At 60.4% G+C, this 25,141-nt stretch carries 14 protein-coding genes; 8 read left to right on the forward strand and 6 right to left on the reverse strand.

Features of this window, described 5'->3' with window-relative positions; genetic code table 11:
- Positions 1 to 17: 17 nt before the first annotated feature.
- The 4 genes from HHJ17_RS17875 to HHJ17_RS17890 all read right to left on the reverse strand — a co-directional run bounded on the left by HHJ17_RS17875 (position 18) and on the right by HHJ17_RS17890 (position 4,333).
- On the reverse strand, positions 18 to 2,069 hold the full coding sequence (locus HHJ17_RS17875) for an AAA family ATPase (protein ID WP_296506732.1): 2,052 nt from the start codon (positions 2,067 to 2,069) through the stop codon (positions 18 to 20).
- Positions 2,066 to 2,308: a hypothetical protein gene (locus HHJ17_RS17880; protein WP_296506734.1), complete on the reverse strand. Its 243-nt coding sequence runs from the start codon at positions 2,306 to 2,308 to the stop codon at positions 2,066 to 2,068. Before HHJ17_RS17880 ends, HHJ17_RS17875 begins: the two co-directional genes overlap by 4 nt.
- Before the next feature lie 698 nt (positions 2,309 to 3,006).
- Positions 3,007 to 3,204 carry a hypothetical protein gene (locus HHJ17_RS17885; protein WP_296506736.1) on the reverse strand — a complete coding sequence of 66 codons (198 nt, stop codon included), beginning with the start codon at positions 3,202 to 3,204 and terminating at the stop codon, positions 3,007 to 3,009.
- 43 nt (positions 3,205 to 3,247) lie between these two features.
- Entirely contained in the window at positions 3,248 to 4,333 is a 1,086-nt protein-coding gene (locus HHJ17_RS17890; protein ID WP_296506855.1) for a site-specific integrase, read from the reverse strand.
- A gap of 122 nt (positions 4,334 to 4,455) precedes the next feature.
- On the opposite strand from HHJ17_RS17890, the gene dusA reads away from it, so the two are divergent.
- The 7 genes from dusA (at position 4,456) to def (ending at position 17,344) form a co-directional block, all read left to right on the forward strand.
- The gene (dusA, locus tag HHJ17_RS17895) at positions 4,456 to 5,472 is read left to right on the forward strand and encodes a tRNA dihydrouridine(20/20a) synthase DusA (protein WP_296506857.1); all 1,017 of its coding nucleotides are present in this window, start codon (positions 4,456 to 4,458) and stop codon (positions 5,470 to 5,472) included.
- Between the two features lie 220 nt (positions 5,473 to 5,692).
- On the forward strand, positions 5,693 to 8,560 hold the full coding sequence (locus tag HHJ17_RS17900) for a peptidoglycan-binding protein (protein ID WP_296501888.1): 2,868 nt from the start codon (positions 5,693 to 5,695) through the stop codon (positions 8,558 to 8,560).
- Between the two features lie 62 nt (positions 8,561 to 8,622).
- Positions 8,623 to 10,002: a hypothetical protein gene (locus HHJ17_RS17905; protein ID WP_296501889.1), complete on the forward strand. Its 1,380-nt coding sequence runs from the start codon at positions 8,623 to 8,625 to the stop codon at positions 10,000 to 10,002.
- A 128-nt stretch (positions 10,003 to 10,130) separates the two neighbouring features.
- The gene (gene smc, locus HHJ17_RS17910; protein WP_296506738.1) at positions 10,131 to 13,646 is read left to right on the forward strand and encodes a chromosome segregation protein SMC; all 3,516 of its coding nucleotides are present in this window, start codon (positions 10,131 to 10,133) and stop codon (positions 13,644 to 13,646) included.
- Positions 13,647 to 13,651: 5 nt separating this feature from the next.
- Complete coding sequence (locus HHJ17_RS17915; protein WP_296501891.1) at positions 13,652 to 14,686, forward strand: cell division protein FtsZ; 1,035 nt, start codon at positions 13,652 to 13,654, stop codon at positions 14,684 to 14,686.
- A 23-nt stretch (positions 14,687 to 14,709) separates the two neighbouring features.
- Positions 14,710 to 16,797, forward strand: a complete 2,088-nt coding sequence (gene ligA, locus HHJ17_RS17920) for an NAD-dependent DNA ligase LigA (protein WP_296506740.1) — start codon at positions 14,710 to 14,712, stop codon at positions 16,795 to 16,797.
- Positions 16,784 to 17,344: a peptide deformylase gene (def, locus tag HHJ17_RS17925; protein ID WP_296501893.1), complete on the forward strand. Its 561-nt coding sequence runs from the start codon at positions 16,784 to 16,786 to the stop codon at positions 17,342 to 17,344. Before ligA ends, def begins: the two co-directional genes overlap by 14 nt.
- A 1-nt stretch (position 17,345) precedes the next feature.
- Here the strand turns inward: def and HHJ17_RS17930 are convergent, their stop codons facing one another.
- Together HHJ17_RS17930 and map are read right to left on the reverse strand one after the other, a co-directional pair.
- Positions 17,346 to 19,937 (reverse strand): [protein-PII] uridylyltransferase, encoded by a 2,592-nt coding sequence (locus HHJ17_RS17930; protein WP_296501894.1) that lies wholly within the window; start codon positions 19,935 to 19,937, stop codon positions 17,346 to 17,348.
- A gap of 33 nt (positions 19,938 to 19,970) precedes the next feature.
- Positions 19,971 to 20,804: a type I methionyl aminopeptidase gene (gene map / locus HHJ17_RS17935; RefSeq protein WP_296501895.1), complete on the reverse strand. Its 834-nt coding sequence runs from the start codon at positions 20,802 to 20,804 to the stop codon at positions 19,971 to 19,973.
- A 149-nt stretch (positions 20,805 to 20,953) separates the two neighbouring features.
- Between map and purL the strand changes: the two genes are divergently transcribed.
- The gene (purL, locus tag HHJ17_RS17940; protein WP_296506744.1) at positions 20,954 to 25,087 is read left to right on the forward strand and encodes a phosphoribosylformylglycinamidine synthase; all 4,134 of its coding nucleotides are present in this window, start codon (positions 20,954 to 20,956) and stop codon (positions 25,085 to 25,087) included.
- The last annotated feature ends 54 nt before the right edge of the window (positions 25,088 to 25,141 follow it).

Here is a 25,141-nt window from a genome sequence, read left to right on the forward strand (position 1 = left end):
AGCTTTTCCCTGCGCGCTCACGGCGCATCGCGAAGCACCTCCACGCGATTTCCGACCATGCTGATGTATCCGCCAGCGGTCAAAACTTCAACAGCCCTGCTGAAATCGCGCACCCGGTTGTCTGCTTTCCCCGGCTTAGCAACCATCCCGGCAGTCGCGGACACCTTCCATTGGTCGAGGGTGACAGTCGATCCTCCCGTAAGGTCGCGCAGTGATACCGCCGCCGCCAGGGCTACGTCATCGCGCCCAATGGTCAGCCGCTTTGAACCCGCAACTTTCTTAGCTAGCTGCCCACTAACATTTACCACGCAAGAGGCGGTTGGGTTGCCCTCGTCATCCACGCCAAGCTGTACGTTTTCCAGCCTGAAAGGGAACGCGATACCCTCGCCATCGCCATCCTTCATTTTGGTGATGGTGGCCGAACGGAAGTCCCCGGTGCGCTCCACGTTGATCTCGAAGTCCAGCGCGGCCTTGATGCCGGACCAGCCCCGCAGTCCCCGCGAGGTGTCTTTCCCCGCGTGGGCCACGATAAGCACCGTTGCGCCCGTAGTGCGTGATATGTGCTTCGCCGCTGCCAGTGCGCGGCCCATGTCCTCCGCGCTATTCTCATTTGCCCCCGGCGTAACTTGGGCCAGCGTATCGAGAACCACCACCTTGAGGTCGGGCAGATCACCCAGTGCGGCCAACAGTTCGTCCACGTCGCCCCGATCCAGCACGTTAGGCGCATCAGCCAGCGCCCTGAATGGCAGCGCGTCCATGTCCATACCGTAGTGGCTTGCGTAGGCGTCGGTACGGCTGGAAAACCCGCTCGCGCCTTCGGCCACGACGTAGGCCACATTACCCTGGGTCACCTTATGGCCATTCCAATCCGCACCCCTAGCAATGGCCAGCACTAGGTCCAGAACGAAGAAGGACTTACCAGCCCCCGACTCGCCGAATACAGCACCAATCTCAGCCTTGGGGAATACGCGCTTGATGAGCCAGGACATAGGACTTCGCTTCTTGAATTCCGACATTTTTATGAACTTGAAGCGCCGGGGCTTCTTTGTGGATGGGCCGACCACCTCGAAGTCGTCCGCAATGGCGGCATCGCGTGCAGGCCCATACGCTCGCTCCGCCGCCGCCATGTCGCCGCTATGGTCCAGCACCACGCTTGCGATCCAGGCATCGAAGGTGCCGTGCAATGGGTCGGATGCGTGGTCGGACTGCCATAGACCATCCTTGCCAGGTATAGCCCGCACGCAAGGTGCCCCCGTTGCGCTGGACGGCGCCCAGCGCTCTCCATCGGCGGTGGTGTATGCGTGGCGCTCCAGAATGTCGGTCACGTCATGGGCGGCGTTGTAGTCCCTACGCATACCCGACGTGAAGGCCAGCTTGCTACCCTTGGAGATGGATTGCATTGCATCCAATCCGCAGAATAGCAATTGCTGCTCGCGGCAGAAGTCCAGATCACTGTCCACCCGTTGCCACCATGCGAGGAATCTTGCCGGAAGGGCGGGGGCCGCGTCCAGCGTTCTGCTGCCAGCGTAGTGCTGCTCATAAGGCCCGCCGCCGTCCTTGGTGCGGTACACCGTGCCGGGCAGGCAGTCTTGCAGGTTGGACTGCCCAGCGCGAAGCTCCAGGATGGTGCCGTGTGTGGCCGAACTGAAAACCACGCGTCCAACTCCCTGGGGCGCCTTAAACGTGGAACGGCCCCCACTGCCCGGACGTGTGGACGTGGTGCGCACACCCGCCGCCATCAATTCGTCAAGATCAAAGCCGCAACGCGACAGCCCGACGCGGGCCGGCTCCACGTTGTCGGGGTCGATACTGCACAGGTTGTTTTTGGCCAGGATGGCGCCATACCCATAGGCACCGTCTTCAATGTCACGTACCGGGTTTGTCTGCCATCCGTCGCCAACGGGTTTTTTGGACATTGGCTCCAGGCGGCACAGCTTGAAGCCAAGTGCGTGGAGGCGGCGGGCTTCGGTGTGGTTGCCTATTTTTTCAGCAGTAGGCATAATCAAGGCAGTAGAGCTATTAGGATTAGCCGTTGTGGGGACAACGGCTTTTTCGATTGTGCCGCTCATAGCAAGTCCTTCCCGAGAGTGGACACGGCGGCGCGAGTAAGCGTCGCGAGGTGGTCGGCAACGGCCTTGCGCTGGTACATCACCCGATTTCCTAGACGGATGAATGCCGGTCCTTTGTGGCGCTTGCGCCAGGCTTCAGCGGTGCCTGGGGTGATTGCGGCGAGTAAATAGAAGTCCTCTGCGGTCAGGCAGTCCAGACTGTCAGCAAGGGCTTGCAGGCGGGTAGGCGCGGCGCTCACTGTTTGCCGCCTTCCATGCGAGACATGAGGGCAGCGCGTACCGTGGCCACGTCGTAGCGGATACAGTCTCCAACGCGGAAAAAAGGTATCAGGCGTCTCGTAGCCCTGTCTTTTCTGACCCAGGCTAGGGACATGCCGATAACAACGGCGATTTGCTTATCGTCAACGATAAGGCTTTGAGAGACAGCATTTGATTGCATGGCCGTAAGGCTCCAAGGGTTTGGAGTCGAGGCTTGCGGCTATTTTTTGAAATTTGGAGCGCGGACAAGCCACGACCCCCTTAATAAAAGGGCATGGTTGTCCGGTCTTGTGAACATTCGAGAACGGCCACCGGGATTTACTAGCGGCCCCCGCTTGGTAGATTGCCTTCCCCTGTTTTTGCAACTAGCTGCGGTCAGCGGGGACGATTATTTTTGGAGGGGTTGAGCGTTTTACCCCTAGCCCTCTTTCGTGTCCCCGCTGCCATTTGGCTAAAAGCAGCGGGCTAGACCTATATCGTTGGTCAGACCTTAAGCGTAGTATATTCTTAAATAGTATCTAAGCAACTAAAAATGCACTACAAATAGTATTCAGTTAAGTTATTTTTTCAATATAACAAATAGGTTGTAAATTATTGCAATAGATTTGTTATAAATACTAGAAGTTCAGTAATAAAAAAAGCCGCTAAAAGCGGCTTTTCTACGTTGCGAATAGCGTATTTATTTTGCGGTACTTGCTGCGGCCCCCGCTTGATCCACCAGTTCGGATGCGGCCCAAAGCGCATTCATGATGGTTTTGTGCGTTAAGGTTCCAAAATCTTCCCCCTGTCCGGCGTCAGTGAGCATAGCCAGGATGCCTTCGACTTGCCCCATGCGCGCTGTGATGGTGTCAATTTTTGTTAAATTTGCTGTAGTCATGATGAAAGTTCTCTTTTCTGATTGATTAGACGGGCAGGGCGCTCTAATCGCCTTGTCCGTCGCCTATTTGCTCTGCTTGAACCAGCGCAGAGCTTGCTGTTTTCTTAATGGCGGCGTGCACGTCGCCGGCTGTGATTTTGGTGTACCTGCGCAACATGGCCCAGGTTTTGTGCCCGGTCAGCAGGGCCACCTGCGGTATGTCCAGCCCCATGCGGAAAAACGATGCAGTGGCCCGGTGCCGCAGGTCATGGAAGTGCAGGTCGAGAATCGGCGGCTCTACCTTTTGACAGCTACGGGTAAACGCCGCCGACAGAGAACTGCTGTTGTACGGGAACATGAAACCCGAATCCCGATCCTTAATTAGTGGCTCCACGATGGACCATGCGGCGGGCAGCAGCGGGACAGTCTGGTTGTTGCCTTGCTTGTTTTTTGGGTCTTTGCGGTCACGTATGACGATGCTCTTTTCCTCGCGGTCCAGATCACTAATATCCAGCCGGCAAATTTCCCCTTGACGCATACCCGTCGCCAAGGCAAAACGGCAGATCAGTTCCATAGGCGTCTTTTGCCAAGGGTTCGTTGCCCAGTGCAGGTACAGGCGGTCTAGTTCGTCGTCGGTTGGCTCCCGGCTGCGTTCTTTGGATCGTGTGTCCAAACCACGATGCGTCAGGCTGGCGCGGGCCTCAAGGGCCAGCCGGTCGGGCAAGTCCAGGTGCCGGGCGTGCTTGCCCCATTTCAGGACGGCACTCAGAAAGCTCAGATCACCCGCAATGGTGACTCCACCAGCACCAGCGTCTTGGCGGCGATCTATGAAGTCGCGCAGGGTTACGGCATTCAGGCTGGCCAACTTCACCTTGCCCAGATCACGCTTGAGCATGGCTAGTGTCGCCGCCTTAGTCAGTCCGGGGGTCTTGGTGAATGTCTCGGTGTACTTGTCGATCAGGTCGCCCAGCGTGGACGACTTCGGAACCGGCGCAAAGCCGCCAGCAGCCACATGGTTGGCCTGCGCTTCAATCGCCGTCGCCCAGGTCTTTGCTTCGCTCTTGAGTTGGAACGTGGCAGCACGATACAGGCCAGCTTTGCGAACCTGAACTCTCCATTTTCCGGAGGGTAACTGCGAGAATGTAGCCATCGTGTGCAATCCGTGTGTGTGCTTTGATGTACGGATTATTACCCCAATTACCCCGCCATGTGCACTTCGTGTGCACAAAGTCTTGCACATGGCCCCTAAAGTGAATTTGTAAAGTGGAAAATATCCAATTAAATCAACGGTCTAGCAGGTGGAGATTAAGTGTCGCCCCGATGATGGACTGGAGTGATCGAAATTGTCGTTATTTCCATCGGCTGCTCACGCGCCACGCGCTGCTTTACACCGAGATGGTGACGACGGGTGCCCTGGTGCATGGCGATGTGCCGCGCCATCTGCGTTACAACGTGGAAGAGCATCCGATAGCGCTCCAGTTGGGTGGCAGTGAGCCGGCCGATCTGGCGCATTGCGCCAAGCTGGGTGAACAGTGGGGCTATGACGAGATCAACCTGAACTGCGGTTGCCCGAGCGAGCGGGTGCAGCGCGGCGCGTTTGGCGCCTGCTTGATGAACGAACCGCAACTGGTGGCTGATTGCGTCAAGGCGATGGTGGACGTGGTGCAGGTGCCCGTCACCGTCAAGCACCGCATTGGCATCGACAAGATGGAAAGCTACGACTTTGTCCGTGACTTTGTCGGCGCCGTCAGCGAAGCCGGGTGCCCGACGTTCATTGTTCATGCCCGCAATGCCTGGCTCAAGGGCCTGAGCCCCAAAGAGAACCGCGAAGTTCCTCCGTTGCGCTATGAACTGGCGTATCGGCTGAAAAAAGATTTTCCACAGCTCACCATCGTCGTCAACGGCGGGATCACCACCAACGAGCAAGTGGCCGAGCATCTGGCCCACCTGGACGGCGCGATGCTGGGGCGCGAGGCGTATCACAACCCCTGGTGGCTCGCCTCCTGGGATGCGGCGTTTTATGATGCCGATCGCCCTGATCCGGTCGAGGCGCTGACGCGTGAGCGGGTCGAAGAACAGATGTGCGACTACATGACGCGTGAAGCCGCCGAACACGGCACACCCTGGCCCACCATCGCCCGCCACATGCTGGGTCTGCGCCATGGCTTGCCGGGTTCACGTCGCTGGCGTCAGGTATGGAGTGATCACAAACTCAAAGCGTTAGCGCCGCACCAGGTCATGGCGCTGGCCCATGGCGGCGCAACGGATGAAATTGCCTCCAATATATAAGAAATAAGCCTCTAGCCCCCGTTGATACTACGCAAGTAGCTATTAAATATATAGCGTATTGATGCATGCCGTTATAGGGTGTTGAGGCACGCAAGGCCAGCGCGCATCGCCCGGTTGTGCGCGCAGGTCGCCCCCCGCTTTGATTTTTCTCACTTGGCAATCGGTCGTCCCTGAATCTAATCAGGCGATCTGAATGGTGTTGAGTGGGAGCAAGATCAAAATGGAAAGCGCGGACATTAAAGTCATCCTCTTGATGCGAGGCAACGTCGGCAAGGAGGTTGCCGACCTGAAGAAAGCATTACGAAAAACCCTGGGCAAAGACGCGTTGGCTTATCCCGGGCTGTCGGCGGATGATGAGTTCGATGCCGACACCGAGACCGCTTTGCGCGCCTGGCAGTCCCGCGTGGGACTGGTGGCAGACGGCATTGCCGGGCCGCGCACCTTGTGCGCGCTGGGCATGTCGTCACCGGCAGAATTGGCCGTCAGCATGGAGCTTGGTTTGGTGAGCAAGTTGTTTCCCTTCACCAAGACGTCCAACATTGCAAAGCATCTGCCTTACGTCAGCGCCGCCTTGGCCGCTTTTGGGCTGACCGACGCCAACATGATCAGCGTCGCGCTGGCCACCATACGCGCCGAGACCGAGGGCTTCGTGCCCATTGCCGAATTGCCCTCGCATTTCAATACGCTGCCCGGTCAAGCCGCCTTCAGCGCCTACGAATACAAGCTGGGCAACCAGAAGTCGGGCGATGGGGCGCGCTATCGCGGGCGCGGTTACGTGCAATTGACCGGCCGCGAGAACTACCAAAAATTCGGTGAGGTGCTCGACATTCCATTGGTCGAGAACCCGGACAGTGCCTGCGCCCCGGAAGTCGCCGCCTGCCTGCTGGCCGCCTGTCTCGATGCCAACCGGGAAAAGTTGGCCAAGTCCTTGGACAAGGATGACCTGAAGGCGGCTCGTAAAGTGGTGAATGGCGGCAGTTACGGTCTGGACCGGTTTTCCAACACCTATCAAATGGCGCAGAAAGCTTGGGCGGTCGCCGCACGCCCCCTCGTCGGGGCGGTGGCCAAGACGGCAGCCCCCATCGCGGCGCGCCGGGCCAGCCTCAATGTCACGCCTGATCTGACCGATCTGCGCGATCGGCCCTACCTACCGCAGCCACTCTCGCTGCCGCAGGTCTTTCCGGCGGAAAGCGATATCAAGCACTTGATGGCGGCCTATACCCATGCCGGACTTATTCTGGACCAGGGGCAAGAAGGGGCCTGCACCGGTTTCGGCCTGGCCTGCGTCATCAACTACCTGCGCTGGCGATCGGCCGACATGCCGAAAAAACTCGAGTCGGTCAGCCCGCGCATGCTGTATCACTTCGCCCGGCGTTTTGATGAATACGAGGGCGAGAACTATGACGGTTCCAGCTGCCGCGGGGCGCTCAAGGGCTGGTATCACAACGGTGTTTGCCTTGAGTCGAGCTGGACTTATGCGGCCGGGGACAACAGCCTGCCGAAATCGGGCTGGGATCGCGACGCCATCGAACAGACGCTGGGGGTGTACTACCGAATAGACCCTCAAGCCATCACCGACTTGCAGGCGGCGATTCGGGACGTCGGCGCGATCTACGTGTCGTCCTATACCCACCCGGGTTGGGATACGGTCAAAACCAGCGCCAAGCCGCCGACCTCCCATGCCAATTTGCCGGTGATCGCCTTCAATGGCAAGCCGTCGCGCAGTGGCGGCCATTCGTTTGCGTTGATGGGGTTCAACCGGGTCGGCTTTGTCATTCAGAATTCCTGGGGTGACAAATGGGGCTCGGGTGGTTTTGCCGTCATCAGTTATGCCGATTGGCTGGCTCATGCCATGGATGTCTGGGTCGCCGCGACCGGCGTGCCGGGGGTCGTGTCAGGTCGTCTCGCCGCAGGCGGCAAGGCCGCGGAAGGCGCGGCAACGGCGGCGGCCCATGCCAACTGGTGGGACGCAGGAACCGCCTATCAGCACAGTATCGTGCTGGGTAACAACGGTCGGGTCACTCGTTTTGAACCGTTGGACGGGGTCACTCGCACCTTGCAAAATCAGGCCTGTGTGATGCCGGACACCTGGTTCCGGCAGAGTCCGCACGAGAAAAAACGCTTGGTGATCTATGCCCACGGTGGCCTCAACAGTGAAAGCGATGCGATTGGGCGCGCCCAGGCCATGGGGCGCTATTTCCTCGGAAACGGCTGTTACCCGCTGTTCCTGGTGTGGAAAAGCGGCCTGCTTGAATCGCTGGGCGACATTCTGGAAGACAAAACCAGCCCCGCTGCTGCGGGCCGGGCCGGCGGCATTGGCGGCTGGGTCACCGACAAGATCACCGATCCCTTGATTGAGAAAACCATCGGCCAACCGTTTGCCCGCCCGCTCTGGAGCGAAATGAAGGAAAACGCCGAACTGGCGGCCCAGAGCGGCCGGGGTGGCGATCTGCTGACGGATGCACTCCATTCACTGACCAGCAGCTGGGGCGATCAATTCGAATTGCACCTCATGGGGCATTCTGCCGGCGCCATCGTTTTGGGGCGCTTGCTGGGCAACCTGGCGCAGAAAGGGCTGAGCGGTCACGTCAAGTCCGTTCATTTGTACGCCCCGGCTTGCACGGTCGCTTTTGCCAACTTGCACTATGCAACACAAGCCGAGATCATGAACAAGCTCCATCTGGACATCCTGGCGGATCAGCGTGAGCAGGATGACAACGTCGCCTATGTCTACCAAAAATCCTTGCTCTATTTTGTTTCCAATGCGCTGGAGGCCGATTTGCGCATGCCGATTCTTGGCTTGGAGAATGTCTTCAATCCCAAGTATGCCGGCTGGGACGGTTCGCCAAGCAGTGCCGAAGCCCTCGCCAACTGGCGCAATGCGGCAGACCTCTGCAAGCTGCAAAGTCGCCTGACCGTTCACCACGAAGAGAAAATAGTCACCCGCCGCGCCAACGGTTTGCCAGAAAGGACCGAAAGCGCCTCTCATGGTGGCTTTGACAACAATGTAGAAATCATCAGTAAAACGCTGGAGCGGATCACCGGCGCGGCACTTGAATTGCCGGTGGACGATCTGGTGGGGTTCTAGTGGCTAAACAGGGCGGACCGGACATGGTTTGCTTGCTTGATCTCAGTCGCAGGGCCCAAATCTTGACTGCCTTGTGGCTGCTTGTGCTGGGGCTTGCCTCGGGCGTGTCGGGCGTGTCGGCTCAGCCGCTGCCGACGGCCGACCTTGACCGGGTGAAGGCCGGGCAGTTCGCGGCAGTGATGTTTCAGCTCAAGACCAGCATCAATGGCAAAGTTGTATCGCCTCGGGACACCGGGGATAGCAACAGGTCCACGCGCCTGTACCTTGCCAATTTAAGCGAGCGCAATCCGCCGCGGTTGATTTCAGCCAGTTTTCCCTCTAAAGCGGCTGCGGCTGAAGGCTGGCGCCAGCTTCTATTGCCACCAGGCACCTACTACCTGCTGGTTCTGCCACCTGGGCTGGATCAGAACCCCCCTGCAGTCGCTTTTCATGCGCCCAGTGCCAGGTTCGGTCGTCTGACACAGTACAAGTTTGAGCCGGCTCGGGGTGGCTTTTGGTCTCTGGAACTGCGGGCCTATGTGCTCGCCAGCGCATCGCCGCCTGACGACTTTCGCGAACTGCCCGGCTTCTGGTTTCAAGTGCCGAACAGCACACTGGTCGTTTATCTCGGCACACTGTCCACGGCATGTACCGACGGCCGTGGCCTGTTCGGCAGTCTGATCGACGCTTGTTCCGATTTTTCAGTCTCGCTTGATCAGGACGCCGCGCAGCGCGTCTCGGCGCTTGCCATGCCAGGGACGGGTCCAGTGCAGACGGAGCAGATGGCCTTGTACGGAAAAGCAAGAGACGGCCTGCCTCTTCGGGAGCGCGGCACGGTCAAAGTGCTCATGCAGCCACCGGCGACGCTCGCCGCGGCCTTTACAGGGGCCAAGATTGCGTCGTCGGACGTGCTTCAAGGTGCCAGCCGGGAGATCGCCGTTTACAACCTGCTGGCGATCGCGAGTGAGGCTGCCGTCCGTGCCGCGGCCCAGCGAAAGGCCGAGCAACAGGTCGCGCAAGTGCAGCCCTGCATGGCGCAGCTGTCCGGTGCGCTGTCCGCCATCGACTACACCTCTCAATTCACCGATGCGCTCGCGCAAGCTGTCCGTCTTGGCGACAGCGGGCCCACGCCTTTGCAACTGACGATCAGCGCACCGACCCTTCAACTGAGGGAAAGCAGTCGGCCGCACTACCTCGCCCTGGAACTTGGTTTGCAGCTTCGTCTTGAAAACCTGGATAGCAAGCGCACCGTCTACGAAAGCCTGCTTCTGTATGCCGAGGGTTTTCCGGTGCAAAACCCGCTGGACAAGCGCGCTCGTTTGTATGAACGGCTTGTGCCCCAGCGGGCGCAGCCGCGACTCATGGAAGAGTGGTGTGGTGCAACCGGTGGGGAGCTGCTCAAGGAAGACATTGAAACCGGTTTGAAGCACATCGCTGCGCAAGTGGTAAAGGACTTGGAGTGATGCGTCGTGAGAGCGTCCCCGGCTGTCGTGTTCGCCAAGGCAGTCAAGTTATCATGGCGGCTTTCTTTGTGGCTTGGCAGGCAGCTCCTGACCCGGTCAAACCTACAGCTTAAGTAGCCCAGCGATCCGTGCGTCTTAATTCAATCAAGTTATCAGGGTTCAAGTCCTTCGCCGAGCCGACCAATTTCATGCTGCCGGGGCAACTGGTGGGGGTGGTCGGGCCCAATGGCTGCGGCAAATCCAACATCATGGATGCGGTGCGCTGGGTGCTGGGCGAGTCCAAAGCGTCCGAGTTGCGCGGCGAGTCGATGCAGGACGTCATTTTCAATGGCACCAACACCCGCAAACCGGCCAGTCGCGCCAGTGTCGAGCTGGTATTTGACAACGCCGACCACCGCGCCGGGGGCCAGTGGGCCACGTTTGGCGAGATTGCCGTCAAGCGGGTGCTGACGCGCGACGGCACCAGCAGCTACTTTATCAACAACTTGCCGGTGCGCCGGCGCGACGTGCAAGACGTCTTTTTGGGCACTGGCCTGGGGCCACGGGCCTACGCCATCATTGGTCAGGGCACCATCAGCCGCATTATTGAGTCGAAACCGGAAGAACTGCGCTTGTTCCTGGAGGAGGCCGCCGGGGTCTCCAAATACAAGGAGCGCCGCCGTGAGACTGAAAACCGCCTGAGCGACACCCGCGAAAACCTGACCCGGGTGGAAGATATTTTGCGCGAGCTCAATGCCAACCTGGAAAAGCTGGAAGCGCAGGCCATTGTGGCCAAAAAGTACAACACCCTCACGGCCGATGTCACGCTCAAGCAGCATCAACTGTGGTTTCTCAAGCGCACCGAGTCAGAAGCAGATCAGGCCAAGGTCAAGGCCGACGCCCAAGGCGCGGTCAATGCGCTGGAGAGCCGGGTGGCGGATTTGCGCCACATCGAAGCCGAGCTGGAGACGGTGCGCCAGGCCCACTATGCTGCGGGCGATCAGGTGAACCAGGCGCAAGGGTTGCTGTACGAGGCCAGTACCGAGGTCGGCCGGCTGGAAGCCGAGATCCGTTTTGTGGTGGAAGGCCGCCAGCGGGTTGAGCAGCGCCTGATCACCCTCAAAGAGCAAACCGCCCAATGGGCCATGCGCCGCGATGACGCGCAGGAAGAAATTGAAAGCCTCTCTGAACTGGCGATGGTCGGCGAAGAAAAAACCGAACTGTTGGCCGCCCAGGTAGAAGACCAGGCCCAGCAGCTGCCCGATCTGGAAGAGGCCTTGCGCCTGGCGCAAAAAGGCGCCAACGAGCAGCGCGCCAGCGTGGCCCAGGTGCAGCAGCAGATTCAGGTGCTGGCCGCGGACCAGCGCAGCATCGAGGAGCAATCACGCCAGTTCACCACGCGCCGTGAACGACTCAGTGCGGATCGCAATGCCTTGGCGGCGCCGGACGAGGCCCGTTTGCTGAATCTGCAAAGTCAGCTGGACCAGGTCCAAGAGACCGCCAGCGTGGCAGAAGGGCGCCTGCATGAACTGCAGGATGCCGTGCCGCAACTGGATGACAACCGGCGTGCCCAGCAACAAACTGTCAACACCGAATCGGCCCGACAGGCGGATTTGTCGGCGCGCATGGAAGCGCTTAAGGCCTTGCAGGAAAAGGTCAAGACCGACGGCAAGCTGCAGCCCTGGCTGGCCAAGCACGGGCTGGACAGTTTGCAGGGTTTGTGGAACCGCATCAACATCGAACAGGGTTGGGAAAACGCCCTGGAAGGGGCGCTGCGCGAGCGCTTGGGGGCGCTGGAGGTGTCGCGTCTGGAGATGGTGCGGGCTTTTGGCAACGATGCCCCGCCGGCCAAGCTCGCCTTTTACAGCCCTCCGCTGGCCGCCTTGCCCGAAAAAGCGGCGTTGCTGCCGCGTCTGTCCGATTTGCTGCGCATCAATGATGCGGGGCAAAAGGCGGTGTTGACCGATTGGCTGCAAGGTTGTTTCACAGCGCCCAGTTTTGAAGATGCCCTGGCCAGCCGCGACAAGCTGCAGCCCGGCGAGACGATCTTTGTAAAAACCGGCCATGCTGTAGGCGCCTACAGCGTGAGCTTTTACGCGCCCGACTCGGAGCAGGCCGGTTTGCTGGCCCGGGCGCAGGAAATTGAAAACTTGGAGAAGGAGCTTCGGGCGCAGGCCATGATCAGCGATGAATCCCGCTCCGCCCTGGTGCGGGCTGAGGCGGCCTACGCCGATGCGTCGCAGCGTCTGGTGGCGGTGCGACGGGAAGCGGCCGAGAGTCAAAGTCGGGTCCATGAACTGCAGGTGGAAACCTTGCGGCTGACACAGCTGGCCGACCAGGCCCGCCTGCGCAGCGCCCAAATCGCTGGCGATCTGGCCGAGGTCGATGCCCAGTTGAATGACTTACAAGAGCGCCGCGTTACCGCCGAGGGGCGATTTGAAGAGCTGGACATGCAGCTGGCCGATACCCAGGAGCGTCACGCCCAACTCGACGAGCGCGTGATGGGCGCTGAGCGTAAGTTGAACGAGTGCCGCGAGCAGCAGCGCAGCCTGGAGCGTCAATCCCAGGAGGCGGTTTTTTCCATGCGTAGCCTCGACGCGCGCAAGGCTGAGTTGTCGCGTGCTATCGATACTGCAGCGCAACAGGCCGAGTCCGTAAGGGCTGAAGCCGAACGAGCCCATGAAGAATTGGCACGGCTGAACGATGCCGCGGCACAAGGGGGTCTGCAAAATGCCTTGTCCAACAAGATGGAGCGCGAGCAGTCACTGGGCGCCAGGCGCAGCGAATACGACGACCTGACCGCCAAGTTGCGCGCCAGCGACGAGCGCCGCCTGCAGTTGGAACGTGAGTTGGACCCCTTGCGGCAGCGCATCACCGAATTCCAGCTCAAGGAACAGGCCGCGCGGCTGGGTTTTGAGCAATACACCCAGTTGCTCGAAGACGCGCAGGCTGATCTGGAGGTGGTGGCCAAGTCACTGGCGGACGGCAACGTGCGCTTGACGGGCATGCAGGGCGAGATTGACCGCCTGAACCGTGACATCACGGCCCTGGGGGCGGTTAACCTGGCCGCGCTGGACGAGCTGGCAGCCGCCAGCGAGCGCAAGAACTTTCTGGATGCGCAAACGGCCGACCTGACCGAGGCCATGACCACGCTGGAAGACGCCATCAAGAAGATTGACGGCGAAACCCGGGAGCTGCTGTCGGGCACGTTCAACGCTGTCAACGAGCACTTTGGCAAGATGTTCCCGGAGCTGTTCGGCGGCGGCAACGCCCGACTGGTGATTACCGGCGAAGAAATTCTGGATTCTGGCGTGCAGGTGATTGCGCAGCCGCCAGGCAAGAAAAACCAGACGATTCATTTGCTGTCAGGCGGCGAAAAAGCGCTGACGGCGATTGCGCTGGTGTTTGCGATTTTCCAGCTCAACCCGGCGCCGTTCTGTCTGCTCGACGAAGTTGATGCGCCGCTGGACGATGCCAACACCGAGCGTTATGCCAAGCTGGTCTCCAGCATGAGCAAGGGAACCCAGTTTTTGTTTATCAGTCACAACAAGATCGCCATGGAAATGGCCGAGCAGTTGATTGGCGTGACCATGCAGGAGCAGGGCGTATCCCGCATCGTGGCGGTGGACATGGATGCGGCTGTTTCGATGGCGGAGCTTGGTTAAGGTCTATGAGTAATCTACAAATTGGTTTAGCCGTGGTGGGTGGCTTGGTGCTGGTGGCGATGGTCATGCACGGGGCCTGGACGGCCCGCAAAAATTTGCCCCGACAAGCCGAGCCTGACCAGCCGCTGATCGAACCTCATTTGGGTGGGCCGCTTGAGCCGGGGCTGGATGCGGCTGCCTTGGATGTGGCGAGTTTTCCTGCCCCTGTGCTGGAGAAAAAACCGGCCCTGGATGTCTTGATTGACGTCATCGCGCCGATTGCGCTAGAAAACCCGATAGCGGGCGAAGCCGCGCTGGTTGCGCTGCCGCCAACGCGCCGCGCTGGCAGCAAACCGTTTTCCATCGAAGGTTTCAATGAGGCCAGCCAGTGTTGGGAAATACCGCAGGCGGGCCAGCGCTACACCCTGTTTCAGGCCGGCGTGCAGTTGGCCAACCGCGCAGGTGCGCTCAATGAAATTGAGTATTCTGAATTTGTGATGAAAACGCAGGATTTCTGCGATGCCATCAGTGGCACCCCCGATTTTCCCGAGATGCGCGACGAGGTGGCGCGGGCGCGTGAGTTGGACCAGTTTGCCAGCGACCACGATGCCCTGCTTGGTTTTGTGTTGCGGGCCAGTCATGCAGCCTGGAGCCCCGGTTATGTTCAGCAGACGGCGACGCGTCTTGGCTTCGTCATGGGTGCCATTCCAGGTCGCATGCTTCTACCCGCCAGTTTGCCGGGCTTGCCACCGGTGCTGGGTCTGAGTTTTGACTCGCAAGCGGCCTTGGCCGATGATCCCGCGCTGTCGGCCATTCGGGAGGTCCTGATCAGCCTGGACGTTCCGCAGACTGACCGCAGCGAGCAGCCCTTTGTCCGCATGCGCGAGGCGGCCCTGTCGCTGGCGGGCAGCATGGATGGTGTCGTGACCGATGACAACGGTCTGCTGCTGCCGACCGAGGCCATGGACGTGATTGGCGCCGAGCTGGAGCAGTTGTATGACACGCTGGACCAGCGCGACCTGTCAGCCGGCTCGGCCCTGGCGCGGCGCCTGTTTTCCTGAATTTGGGGTTTTTAGATCACGTTATGCAGAATTCGTTACCGCAAGGGCAGGATTTGTTTGCACCCTTGACGCCGCCGTTTGACCCCGCCCATATCGAGCAACTCCGGCGCGCATTGCATGAGCATGCCCATCGCTATTACGTGCTGGATGACCCCAGCATTCCGGATGCCGAGTACGACCGCATGTTTCAGGAATTGCAGGCCATTGAGGCCCAACATCCCGAGCTGGTGACAGCGGATTCTCCGACGCAACGGGTGGGTGGCCGCGCACTCGACCAATTTGTCAGTGTGCGCCACGCCGTGCCGATGCTGAGCATCCGGACTGAGACCGACACCGAAGCCAGTGGTGCCCGGAATTTCGACGCCCGTGTGCGGCGCGAGCTGGGCCTGGCGGAGTCGGCTCCGGCCGTGGAGTATGTGGCCGAGCCCAAGTTTGACGGTCTGGCCATGAACCTGCGCTATGAGCACGGTGTGCTGGTGCAGGCGGCCACGCGTGGCGATGGCGAAATGGGTGAAGACGTGACGCAAAATATCCGCACGATTGGCCAGATTCCTTTGCGCTTGCCACCGGGCGTGCCGGCGATTCTGGAAGTGCGTGGCGAGGTCTACATGCGCCGCGATGACTTTGAACGGCTGAATGACAAGCAGCGTGAGCGGGGCCAAAAGACCTTCGTCAATACCCGCAACGCCGCAGCCGGGGCCGTGCGCCAACTCGACCCCGGCATTGCCGCCCAGCGCCCCTTGAGCTTCTTTGCCTATGGCTTGGGGGCGATCACGCCGCCAGAAGCAGGGGGGCCGGAGTTCGCGTCGCACTATGACATGCTGCAAACCCTGAAGTTATGGGGGTTTCCGGTCTCAGCCCTTGTCAAGCTTGCGCAAGGTGCTACTGAATTAGTAGCATATTACGAGTCGATCGGACAGCAACGCGACGGCCTCGGTTTTGATATTGATGGTGTCGTTTACAAGGTCAACAGCCTGGCGTTGCAACGCCGCATGGGGTTTGTGACGCGCGAACCACGCTGGGCGGTGGCGCACAAGTTTCCGGCGCAAGAGCAACAAACCCTGGTGCTGGGCATTGATGTGCAGGTGGGGCGAACCGGCAAACTCACACCGGTGGCTCGCCTGAAATCGGTTTTTGTCGGCGGTGTCAATGTGACCAATGCCACATTGCACAACCTGTTCGAGCTGCGCCGCAAGCGGGTGCATGTTGGCGACACGGTCATCGTGCGCCGGGCCGGCGATGTGATTCCCGAGGTGGTTGGGGTGGTGCCGACACCGCGCGCGCACTATGTGCCGAACTTCCGCATGCCGCGCCAATGCCCGATCTGCGGCAGCGCCGTGGTGCGCGAAAAAACCGAGGTCAACCATCGCTGCACCGGTGGCCTGTTTTGTGCCGCCCAGCGCAAGCAGGCCATCCTGCACTTTGCCCAGCGCCGCGCGGTCGAGGTGGAAGGCTTGGGCGAGAAACTGGTGGATCAGTTGGTGGATGGCAACGTCATTCGCACCCTGCCAGATTTGTACCGGCTGGGCCTCACTTCGCTGGCCAGCCTGGACCGGATGGCCGATAAATCGGCGCAGAACATTGTGGAAGCGCTGGAGAAATCAAAGCAAACCACGTTGCCCCGCTTTCTGTTCGGCCTGGGCATCCGCCATGTGGGTGAAGCCACCGCCAAAGAATTGGCGCGCCATTTCGGTAATCTCGACGCCATCATGGATGCCAGCGTGGAGCAACTATTGCAGGTCAGTGACGTCGGCCCGATCGTGGCCTTAAGCCTGCGCACGTTTTTTGACCAGCCGCACAACCGCGAGGTGGTCGAGCAGTTGCGCGCCTGCGGCGTGACTTGGGCCGAGGGCCCGCCGGCACCCGTCACGGCCAAACCCTTGAGTGGCAAAACCTTTGTCATCACCGGCACCCTGCCCACGATGAGCCGGGACGAGGCCAAAGACCTGATTGAGGCGGCGGGCGGCAAGGTCGCCGGTTCGGTCAGCAAAAAAACCACTTTTGTCGTGGCAGGCGCCGAGGCGGGCAGCAAGCTCGACAAGGCGCAGGCGTTGGGCGTTACGGTGCTGGATGAAACCGGTTTAAAGGAGTTGCTTGATGGCCATTCGTGACATTCTCAAAATGGGCGACCCGCGTTTGCTGCGCATCGCCCAACCCGTCACCCAGTTCGATGCCGATGAGTTGCATCTGCTGATCTCGGACCTGCTCGACACCATGCTGGCGGCCGACGGCGCCGGGCTGGCCGCACCGCAAATTGGGGTGGATCTGCAATTGGTGATTTTTGGCACCGACACGCGCAATCCGCGTTATCCCGATGCGCCGGAGGTGCCTAAAACCGTGCTGATCAACCCGGTGATCATCCCGCTGCCAGCATCAGAAAACGACGCAACGTTGCTCGAAGTGGAAGACTGGGAAGGTTGCCTCTCCGTCCCCGGCCTGCGCGCGATGGTGCCGCGTTTTGCGCGCATTCGCTATATCGGTTTTGACCAGTACGGCGACCCGATTGACCGCACGGTGGAGGGGTTTCATGCGCGTGTAGTGCAGCATGAGTGTGATCACCTGATCGGCAAGCTGTACCCGATGCGGGTGCGGGATTTCAGCCGGTTTGGCTATACCGAGGTGCTGTTTCCGGGGCTGGATGCACCGCTGGACGACTGAATCAAGCCAGCGCTTCCAGCAACTCGGTCTCGATTTCAATCTGGGCCCGGTTGTGCTGCAACTCGGCGCCCTGAATCAAAAAGGTGTCGTCTACCCGTTCACCCAAGGTCGCAATTTTGGCCAGCTGCAGATTGATGTTGTGCTTGGCCAGCACGCGGGCCACGCAGTACAGCAGCCCGACCCGGTCACTGGCCGAGATGTTGAGCAGCCAGCGCTGGGCTTTTTCGTCCGGCCGCAGGGTGACCCAGGGTGCAATCGGAAAACTCTTGACCCGGCGCGACACCCGGCCGCGGCTCGGTGGCGGCAGCGGGCCGGTCTGGGCAATGGCGCGGCCCAATTCGCTCTCCACCATGCTGGTGAGCTCCTGGTAGTGTTCCGGCAAGGCGGAGGCAATCACCTGAAACGTGTCCAGGGCATAGCCATTGTTGGCGGTGTGCACCCGTGCGTCCAGAATGCTGAAGCCGCCCTGGTCAAAATAGCCGCAGATACGGGCAAACAGGTCGGGCCGGTCGGCGGTGTAGACCAGCACCTGCAAGCCTTCGCCCAAGGGCGACAGGCGGGCTCGCACGATGGACTTGCCCGTGCCCACGTAGCGTGACAGTTGCCGGGTGTGCCAGGCAATGTCGGCCGCGTCGTGACGAATGAAATAGCCCACGTCCAGCGTATCCCACAGCGCTTTGTGGGCTTCAAACGGTAAGGCATGCAGGGCCAGCAAAATCAGGGCTTCGCGCTTGTGCGCTTCCACTTCGGCTTCGCGGTCGGGCGCGCGGCCGCCCAGTGCCCGCAAGGTCAGGCGGTACAGGTCCTCCAGCAGCTTGCCTTTCCAGGCGTTCCAGACCTTTGGGCTGGTGCCCCGAATGTCGGCCACCGTCAGCAGATAAAGCGCGGTGAGATTGCGCTCGTTGCCGACCCGTTTGGCGAACGCGGCGATGATGTCGGGATCGCTCAGGTCTGACTTTTGCGCAATGCGGCTCATCGTCAGGTGCTCATGCACGATCAGTTCGATCACGCTGGCATCTTCCCGCGCAATGGCGTGCAGTTTGCAAAAACGCCGCACCTCGGTGGCGCCCAGTTCCGAGTGATCGCCACCACGGCCTTTGGCGATGTCGTGAAACAGCGCCGCGATGTACAAAATCCAGGGCTTGTCCCAGCCGGAGGCCAGTTGCGAACAAAACGGGTACTCGTGGGCGTGCTCCACAATAAAGAAGCGCCGCACATTGCGCAGCACCATCAAGATGTGCTGGTCCACCGTGTAGACATGAAACAAGTCGTGCTGCATCTGGCCCACGATTTTGCGGAAAATCCACAAGTAGCGCCCCAGCACCGAGGTCTGGTTCATCAGCCGCATGGCATGGGTGATGCCGTCGCGCTGCATCAGAATCTGCTTGAAGGTTTCGCGGTTCACCGGGTCGTTGCGAAACTTGCCATCCATCAGGTTACGGGCGTTGAACAGGGCGCGCAGGGTGCGTGCCGACAGGCCCTTGAGGCCGACCGTGGTCTGGTAGATCAGGAAGGTTTCCAGAATGGCATGCGGCTCGCGTTGGTACAGATCGTCGCTGGCGACCTCCACCATGCCGGCTTTGTCATAAAAACGCGCATTGATCGGACGCGGCTCGTGCGTGGACGGGTTGAGCCGTTCCTCGATGTTGAGCAGCAAAATCTGGTTGAGCTGGGTCACGGCCTTGGCCGCCCAATAGTAGCGGCGCATCAGGGCTTCGCTGGGGCGCACAAAGGCGCGTTGGTCCGTGCTGGGCGAGGGCGCTTCGTAGCCAAACGACTGGGCCACGGCGGATTGCAGGTCAAACACCAGCCGGTCTTCGCGCCGCTGCGCTATCAAATGCAGGCGCACGCGAATCAGGCGCAGCAGCGCTTCATTGTGCTTAATCTGCTTGACTTCAAAGGCAGTGGCCAGACCGCCTTTGGCTAGCGCGTCCCAATTGCCGCCATAGCCGGCCGCTTTGGCCACCCACAGGATCACCTGCAAATCGCGCAGGCCGCCGGGCGACTCCTTGCAATTGGGTTCCAGCGAATAGGGCGTGTCTTCAAACTTGCTGTGGCGCTGGCGCAGTTCCAGTGTTTTTGCTACAAAAAAGGCTTGCGGGTCAAGCGCCGCTAAAAACGCTTTTTCAAATGCCGCAAACAACTCGGCGTTGCCGGTGATGAGGCGCGATTCAATCAGCGAGGTCTGGACGGTGACGTCACGGGCCGCTTCATTCAGGCACTCGGCGACGGTGCGGACGCTGGAGCCAATCTCCAGCCCGGCGTCCCAGCAACTGCCAATGAAACCCTCGATCCGGGCTTTGAGCTGCGGATCGTGGTCCGGCGACTGGTCGTCCGGCAACAGCACCAGCACGTCGACATCGGAGTAGGGAAACAACTCACCGCGCCCGTAGCCACCGACCGCAGCCAGGGCAAAAGGGCTGGTAAACCCCGCCTGCTGCCACAGGGTCTTCAGCGTGGCGTCGGCCAGACCTGACAGCTTGCCCAACGTGGTGCGAACCCCCCTGGTCGAGGGGCCACTGGAGGCCAGTGACTGTAGTAAGGCAGATTTGTCAGCGCGATAGCGATTGCGCAACGCTTGAAGGTCAGTCATCGTTGGCTTTGCAATCCATCGCGTTGAGGGTCGTTAAGTTGAAGAAGGCTCGGCTGCCGGCGCAAGCTTGGGCACGAACGACGGGATCGGCGGGCTGCCGGCAGACAGGGTCAGCACCTCGTAACCGGTCTCGGTCACCAGCACCATGTGTTCCCATTGCGCTGACAGCGAGCGGTCTTTGGTGGAGATGGCCCAGCCGTCGCCCATTTCCTTGATTTCCTTGCGCCCGATGTTGAGCATCGGCTCAATCGTGATCGTCATACCGGCTTTGAGTTGGTCCAGCGTGCCGGGCCGGCCGTAATGCAGGATTTGCGGTTCTTCATGAAATTTGCGACCAATGCCATGGCCACAAAACTCCCGCACCACACTCAGGCCATGGCCTTCGGCAAAGGTCTGAATGGCGTGGCCAATGTCGCCCAAGTAGGCGCCTGCCTTGACCTTGACAATGCCGTGCCACATGGCCTCGTAGGTCAGGGCGCATAGCCGTTTGGCCGCCACGGAAACCTCGCCAACCATGAACATTCGACTGGAATCGCCATGCCAGCCATCCTTGATGACGGTCACGTCCACATTGACGATATCGCCCTTCTTGAGCGGTTTGTCGTTCGGAATGCCGTGGCACACCTGATGGTTGACGGAGGTGCAGATGGACTTGGGGTAGGGGTTGTGGCCGGAAGGCGCGTAGTTCAGCGGCGCGGAAATCGCGCCCTGCACGTTGACCGTGTAGTCATCGGCCAGTTTGTCCAACTCATTGGTGGTCACACCGGGTTTGACGAATGGGGTCAGGTAGTCCAGCAGTTCTGAGGCCAGGCGGCCCGCTACGCGCATGCCCGCAATGCCTTCGGCGTCTTTGTAAGTGATAGTCATGGGGTCAATTATCCCATTGGACGAAATTTTTCGTGAGGGGCGGCTGTGACGGGCAGTTAAAATCAAAGGTTTTCACGGACGGGCCCAGTCAGCATCAGCGTCTTGAGCCGATCGTCCATCCCGTTAGCCCCCCAATCCAGGCCCCTAAAGTGACTCTGCACATTACCCAAATCGAGGGCGGCAGCGCTCTCAGCAGTTTTCGTATCCAGCAACTTTTGCCGAGCCTGCAGGCCATCCACGACAAGATCAACGGGGTCGCCGCGCGCTACGTGCACCTTGTTACGTCCGATGTCGAGCCGCCCCAAGCCCTCAAGGCGCAACTGGCGGCCTTGCTGACCTATGGCGATCCTTATGCGGGCCCCACCGACGGCGCCTTGATCGTGGTGACGCCGCGTTTTGGCACCGTGTCGCCCTGGGCCTCCAAAGCCACCGATATTGCCCACAACTGTGGCTTAGGCGTAAGACGGGTGGAGCGGGTGCTGGAATACCGCGTCACGCTCAAGAGCGGTTTGCTGAGTAAACCCAGCTTGTCCGAGGCGCAACTGGCGCAAATCGGCGACTTGCTGCACGACCGCATGACCGAGAGCGTGATGTTTGACCGCGCCACAGCCTGCGGTTTGTTCACCGAGCTGCAGCCGGCGCCAATGGCGCATGTGGACGTTTTGCAAGGCGGCAAAGCCGCGCTGGAAGTTGCCAACACCCAGTTTGGCTTGGCGCTGGCCGGTGATGAGATCGACTACTTGGTACAGGCTTTCACCCAATTGCAGCGCAACCCCACCGATGTGGAGTTGATGATGTTTGCGCAGGCCAACAGCGAGCACTGCCGCCACAAAATTTTCAACGCCGAGTTCACGATTGACGGCGTGGCGCAAGCCCAGAGCATGTTCGGCATGATCCGCCACACGCACCAGACCAACCCGCAGCACATGCTGGTGGCGTACTCGGACAACGCCTCGGTGATGGAAGGCGTGCAGGTTGAACGTTTTATAGCCAAATCAGCCTCTAGCCCCCGTGGAATAAGCGCAAGCAGCTATGAAAAACAGAGTGCTACCAACCACATTCTGATGAAGGTGGAAACCCACAACCACCCCACCGCCATCTCGCCTTTCCCCGGTGCCGCCACTGGCGCGGGCGGCGAGATCCGCGACGAGGGTGCGACCGGACGCGGTTCCAAACCCAAAGCGGGCTTGACCGGCTTTACTGTGTCCAAAATTAATTGGGCTGAGACCTCCATTTCCGCGACGGATTCAAAGGAGCAGGAGAATCCGACCGCCACGAATTACGGCAAGCCCGGCCACATCGCCAGCCCGCTGGAGATCATGCTTGAGGGGCCGCTGGGCGGCGCGGCGTTCAATAACGAGTTTGGCCGGCCCAATTTGCTGGGCTACTTTCGCGAATACGAGCAGAGTTTGAGCTACACGGTGGCCGATGCCACAGGTGCACCCACCGCGAAAGAAGAGCAGCGCGGCTACCACAAGCCGATCATGATCGCCGGTGGCTTGGGTGTGATCGACGCCACGCAAACGCACAAGATTGAATTCCCCGCCGGCAGTTTGCTGATCCAGCTCGGCGGCCCCGGCATGCGCATTGGCATGGGCGGCAGCGCCGCCAGTTCGATGGCCACGGGCGCCAATGCGGCCGAACTCGACTTTGATTCGGTGCAACGCGGCAACCCCGAGATCGAGCGCCGGGCGCAAGAGGTGATCAACCATTGCTGGGTGCTCGGCAATGAAGGCGGCCCGAATGGCACCGGCAACCCGATTCTGGCGATTCACGACGTCGGCGCCGGCGGCTTGAGCAACGCCTTCCCCGAGCTGACCAACGACGCCGGGCGCGGCGCCCGCTTTGATTTGCGTGCCATCCAGTTGGAAGAGACCGGCATGGCGCCGAAAGAAATCTGGTGCAACGAGAGCCAGGAACGCTACGTGCTGGCCATCGCGCCCGAGTCGCTGGAACTGTTTAAAGCTCTGTGCGAGCGCGAGCGTTGCCCGTTTGCCGTGATCGGCGTGGCGACTGAAGAGCGCCAGCTGGAACTGGTCGATGCGGATAAAGAGTCTCCAGTCAACATGCCGATGAACGTGTTACTCGGCAAACCGCCCAAAATGCACCGCAACGTGACCACCGTGGCACGCACCTTTACCCCGGTCAACCTGACCGGCGTTGAGCTGCAAAAAGCCTGCATCGACGTGCTGGCCAGCCCGACTGTGGCGTCCAAGCGCTTTCTCATCACCATCGGCGACCGCACCGTGGGCGGCTTTAGCCACCGCGACCAGATGGTCGGACCCTGGCAGGTGCCGGTGGCCGACTGTGCCGTGACCCTGGCGGATTACAAAGGTTTTGCCGGTGAAGCCATGAGTATGGGTGAGCGCACGCCGCTGGCCACCGTGAATGCGCCAGCTTCCGGTCGCATGGCGGTGGCGGAAGCCATCACCAATTTGCTGGCCGCACCGTTCGAGTTGTCACGCGTCAAGCTGTCCGCCAACTGGATGGCCGCTTGCGGTGAGCCCGGTGAAGACGCTGCGCTGTATGCCACGGTGAAGGCCGTCGGGCTGGAACTGTGCCCGGCGCTGGGTATTTCCATTCCCGTTGGCAAAGATTCGCTCTCCATGCGCACGCAGTGGAAGGACGAGAAGGGCGCCAAAAAGGTCACTTCGCCGGTGTCCCTGATCGTCACCGCTTTCGCCACCCTGGCCGATGTGCGCGGCACCTTGACGCCACAACTGAACGCAACCGACGACACCACGTTGGTGTTGATTGACTTGGGCCGCGGCCAAAACCGTATGGGCGGCAGCATGTTGGCGCAAACACTGGGCCAGTTGGGCGATGAGGTGCCCGATCTGGACCATCCGCAAGACCTGGTGAACCTGGTCAACGCCGTCAACGCCATGCGCATCCAGGGCCAAATTTTGGCCTACCATGACCGCAGCGACGGCGGCCTGTTTGCCAGCGCATGCGAAATGGCATTTGCCGGTCACGTCGGCGTCTCGCTCAACGTCGACTTGCTGGTCACCGAAGGCGATGGCATCACCGACAGCCGCGCCGACTATGGTGACAGCAAAAACTGGGCAAACCAGGTTAGCGCCCGGCGCGAAGAATTGACACTGAAAGCCCTGTTCACCGAAGAACTGGGCGTGCTGCTGCAAGTGCGCACGGCGCAGCGCAGCGAAGTGATGCAAACCCTGCGCGAGCATGGCTTGAGCAAATACAGCCATGTGGTGGGCAAAACCCGTCCCGCTGACTCGACCATCCAGGCCGGTGTCGGTGAGGTGCAGGTCTGGCGTGATGCCAAAGCGGTGTTCAGCGCCAAATTGCAAGACCTGCATCAGGTCTGGGACAACACCAGCTGGAAGATTTGCCAGCAACGCGACAACCCGGCCTGTGCCGATGCCGAGCACGCCGCCGCTGGCGATCCGCTGGACCCGGGCATGCATGTTCATTTAGTATCAAATCAGCCTCTAGCCCCCGTCGATATTGCGCAAGCAGCTACTAAATCAGTAGCGAGTCCAGCACTCATGTTGTCCCGGCCCAAAGTGGCGGTGCTGCGCGAACAGGGCGTCAACTCGCACGTCGAGATGGCCTATGCTTTTACCGAAGCCGGGTTTGAAGCGTTTGACGTCCACATGACCGACCTGCAAAGTGGCCGCGCCAACCTGGCCGATTTCAAGGGCGTGGTGGCCTGTGGCGGTTTCAGCTATGGCGACACGCTGGGAGCAGGCATTGGCTGGGCGCGTTCCATCACCTTCAACCCAGGTCTGGCCGACCAGTTCAAAGGCTTTTTCGGCCGTACCGACACCTTCGGCTTGGGTGTCTGCAACGGCTGCCAGATGTTTGCTGAACTGGCCGACATCATCCCTGGCGCGCAAGACTGGCCGCGCTTTACCACCAACCAGAGCGAGCGTTTTGAAGCCCGCCTGAGCATGGTCGAAGTGCTGGAATCGCCGTCGCTGTTCTTCGCCGGCATGGCCGGCAACCGCTTGCCGATTGCTGTGGCACACGGCGAAGGCTTCGCCAACTTCAAGTACCGGGGCGATGCCGCCAAAGCCATCGCCGCCATGCGCTTCACCGACAACCACGGTGCCGCCACCGAAGCCTACCCGTTCAACCCGAACGGCAGCCCGGGCGGTTTGACGGCGGTGACCACGGCCGATGGCCGCTTCACCGCCATGATGCCGCACCCCGAGCGCGTGTTCCGCAACATCCAAATGAGTTGGACCAATGGCGATCCAGCCGCGTTCAGCGCCTGGATGCAGTTGTGGCGAAACGCCAGACGCTGGGTGGGCTAACGTTCGACAGGAACGGACCGCGCCGGCATGCCGGCGCGGTGCTTACTGCGACTC

It is taken from the genome of Rhodoferax sp. (genome assembly GCF_012927445.1).
Lineage (GTDB): Bacteria > Pseudomonadota > Gammaproteobacteria > Burkholderiales > Burkholderiaceae_C > Rhodoferax.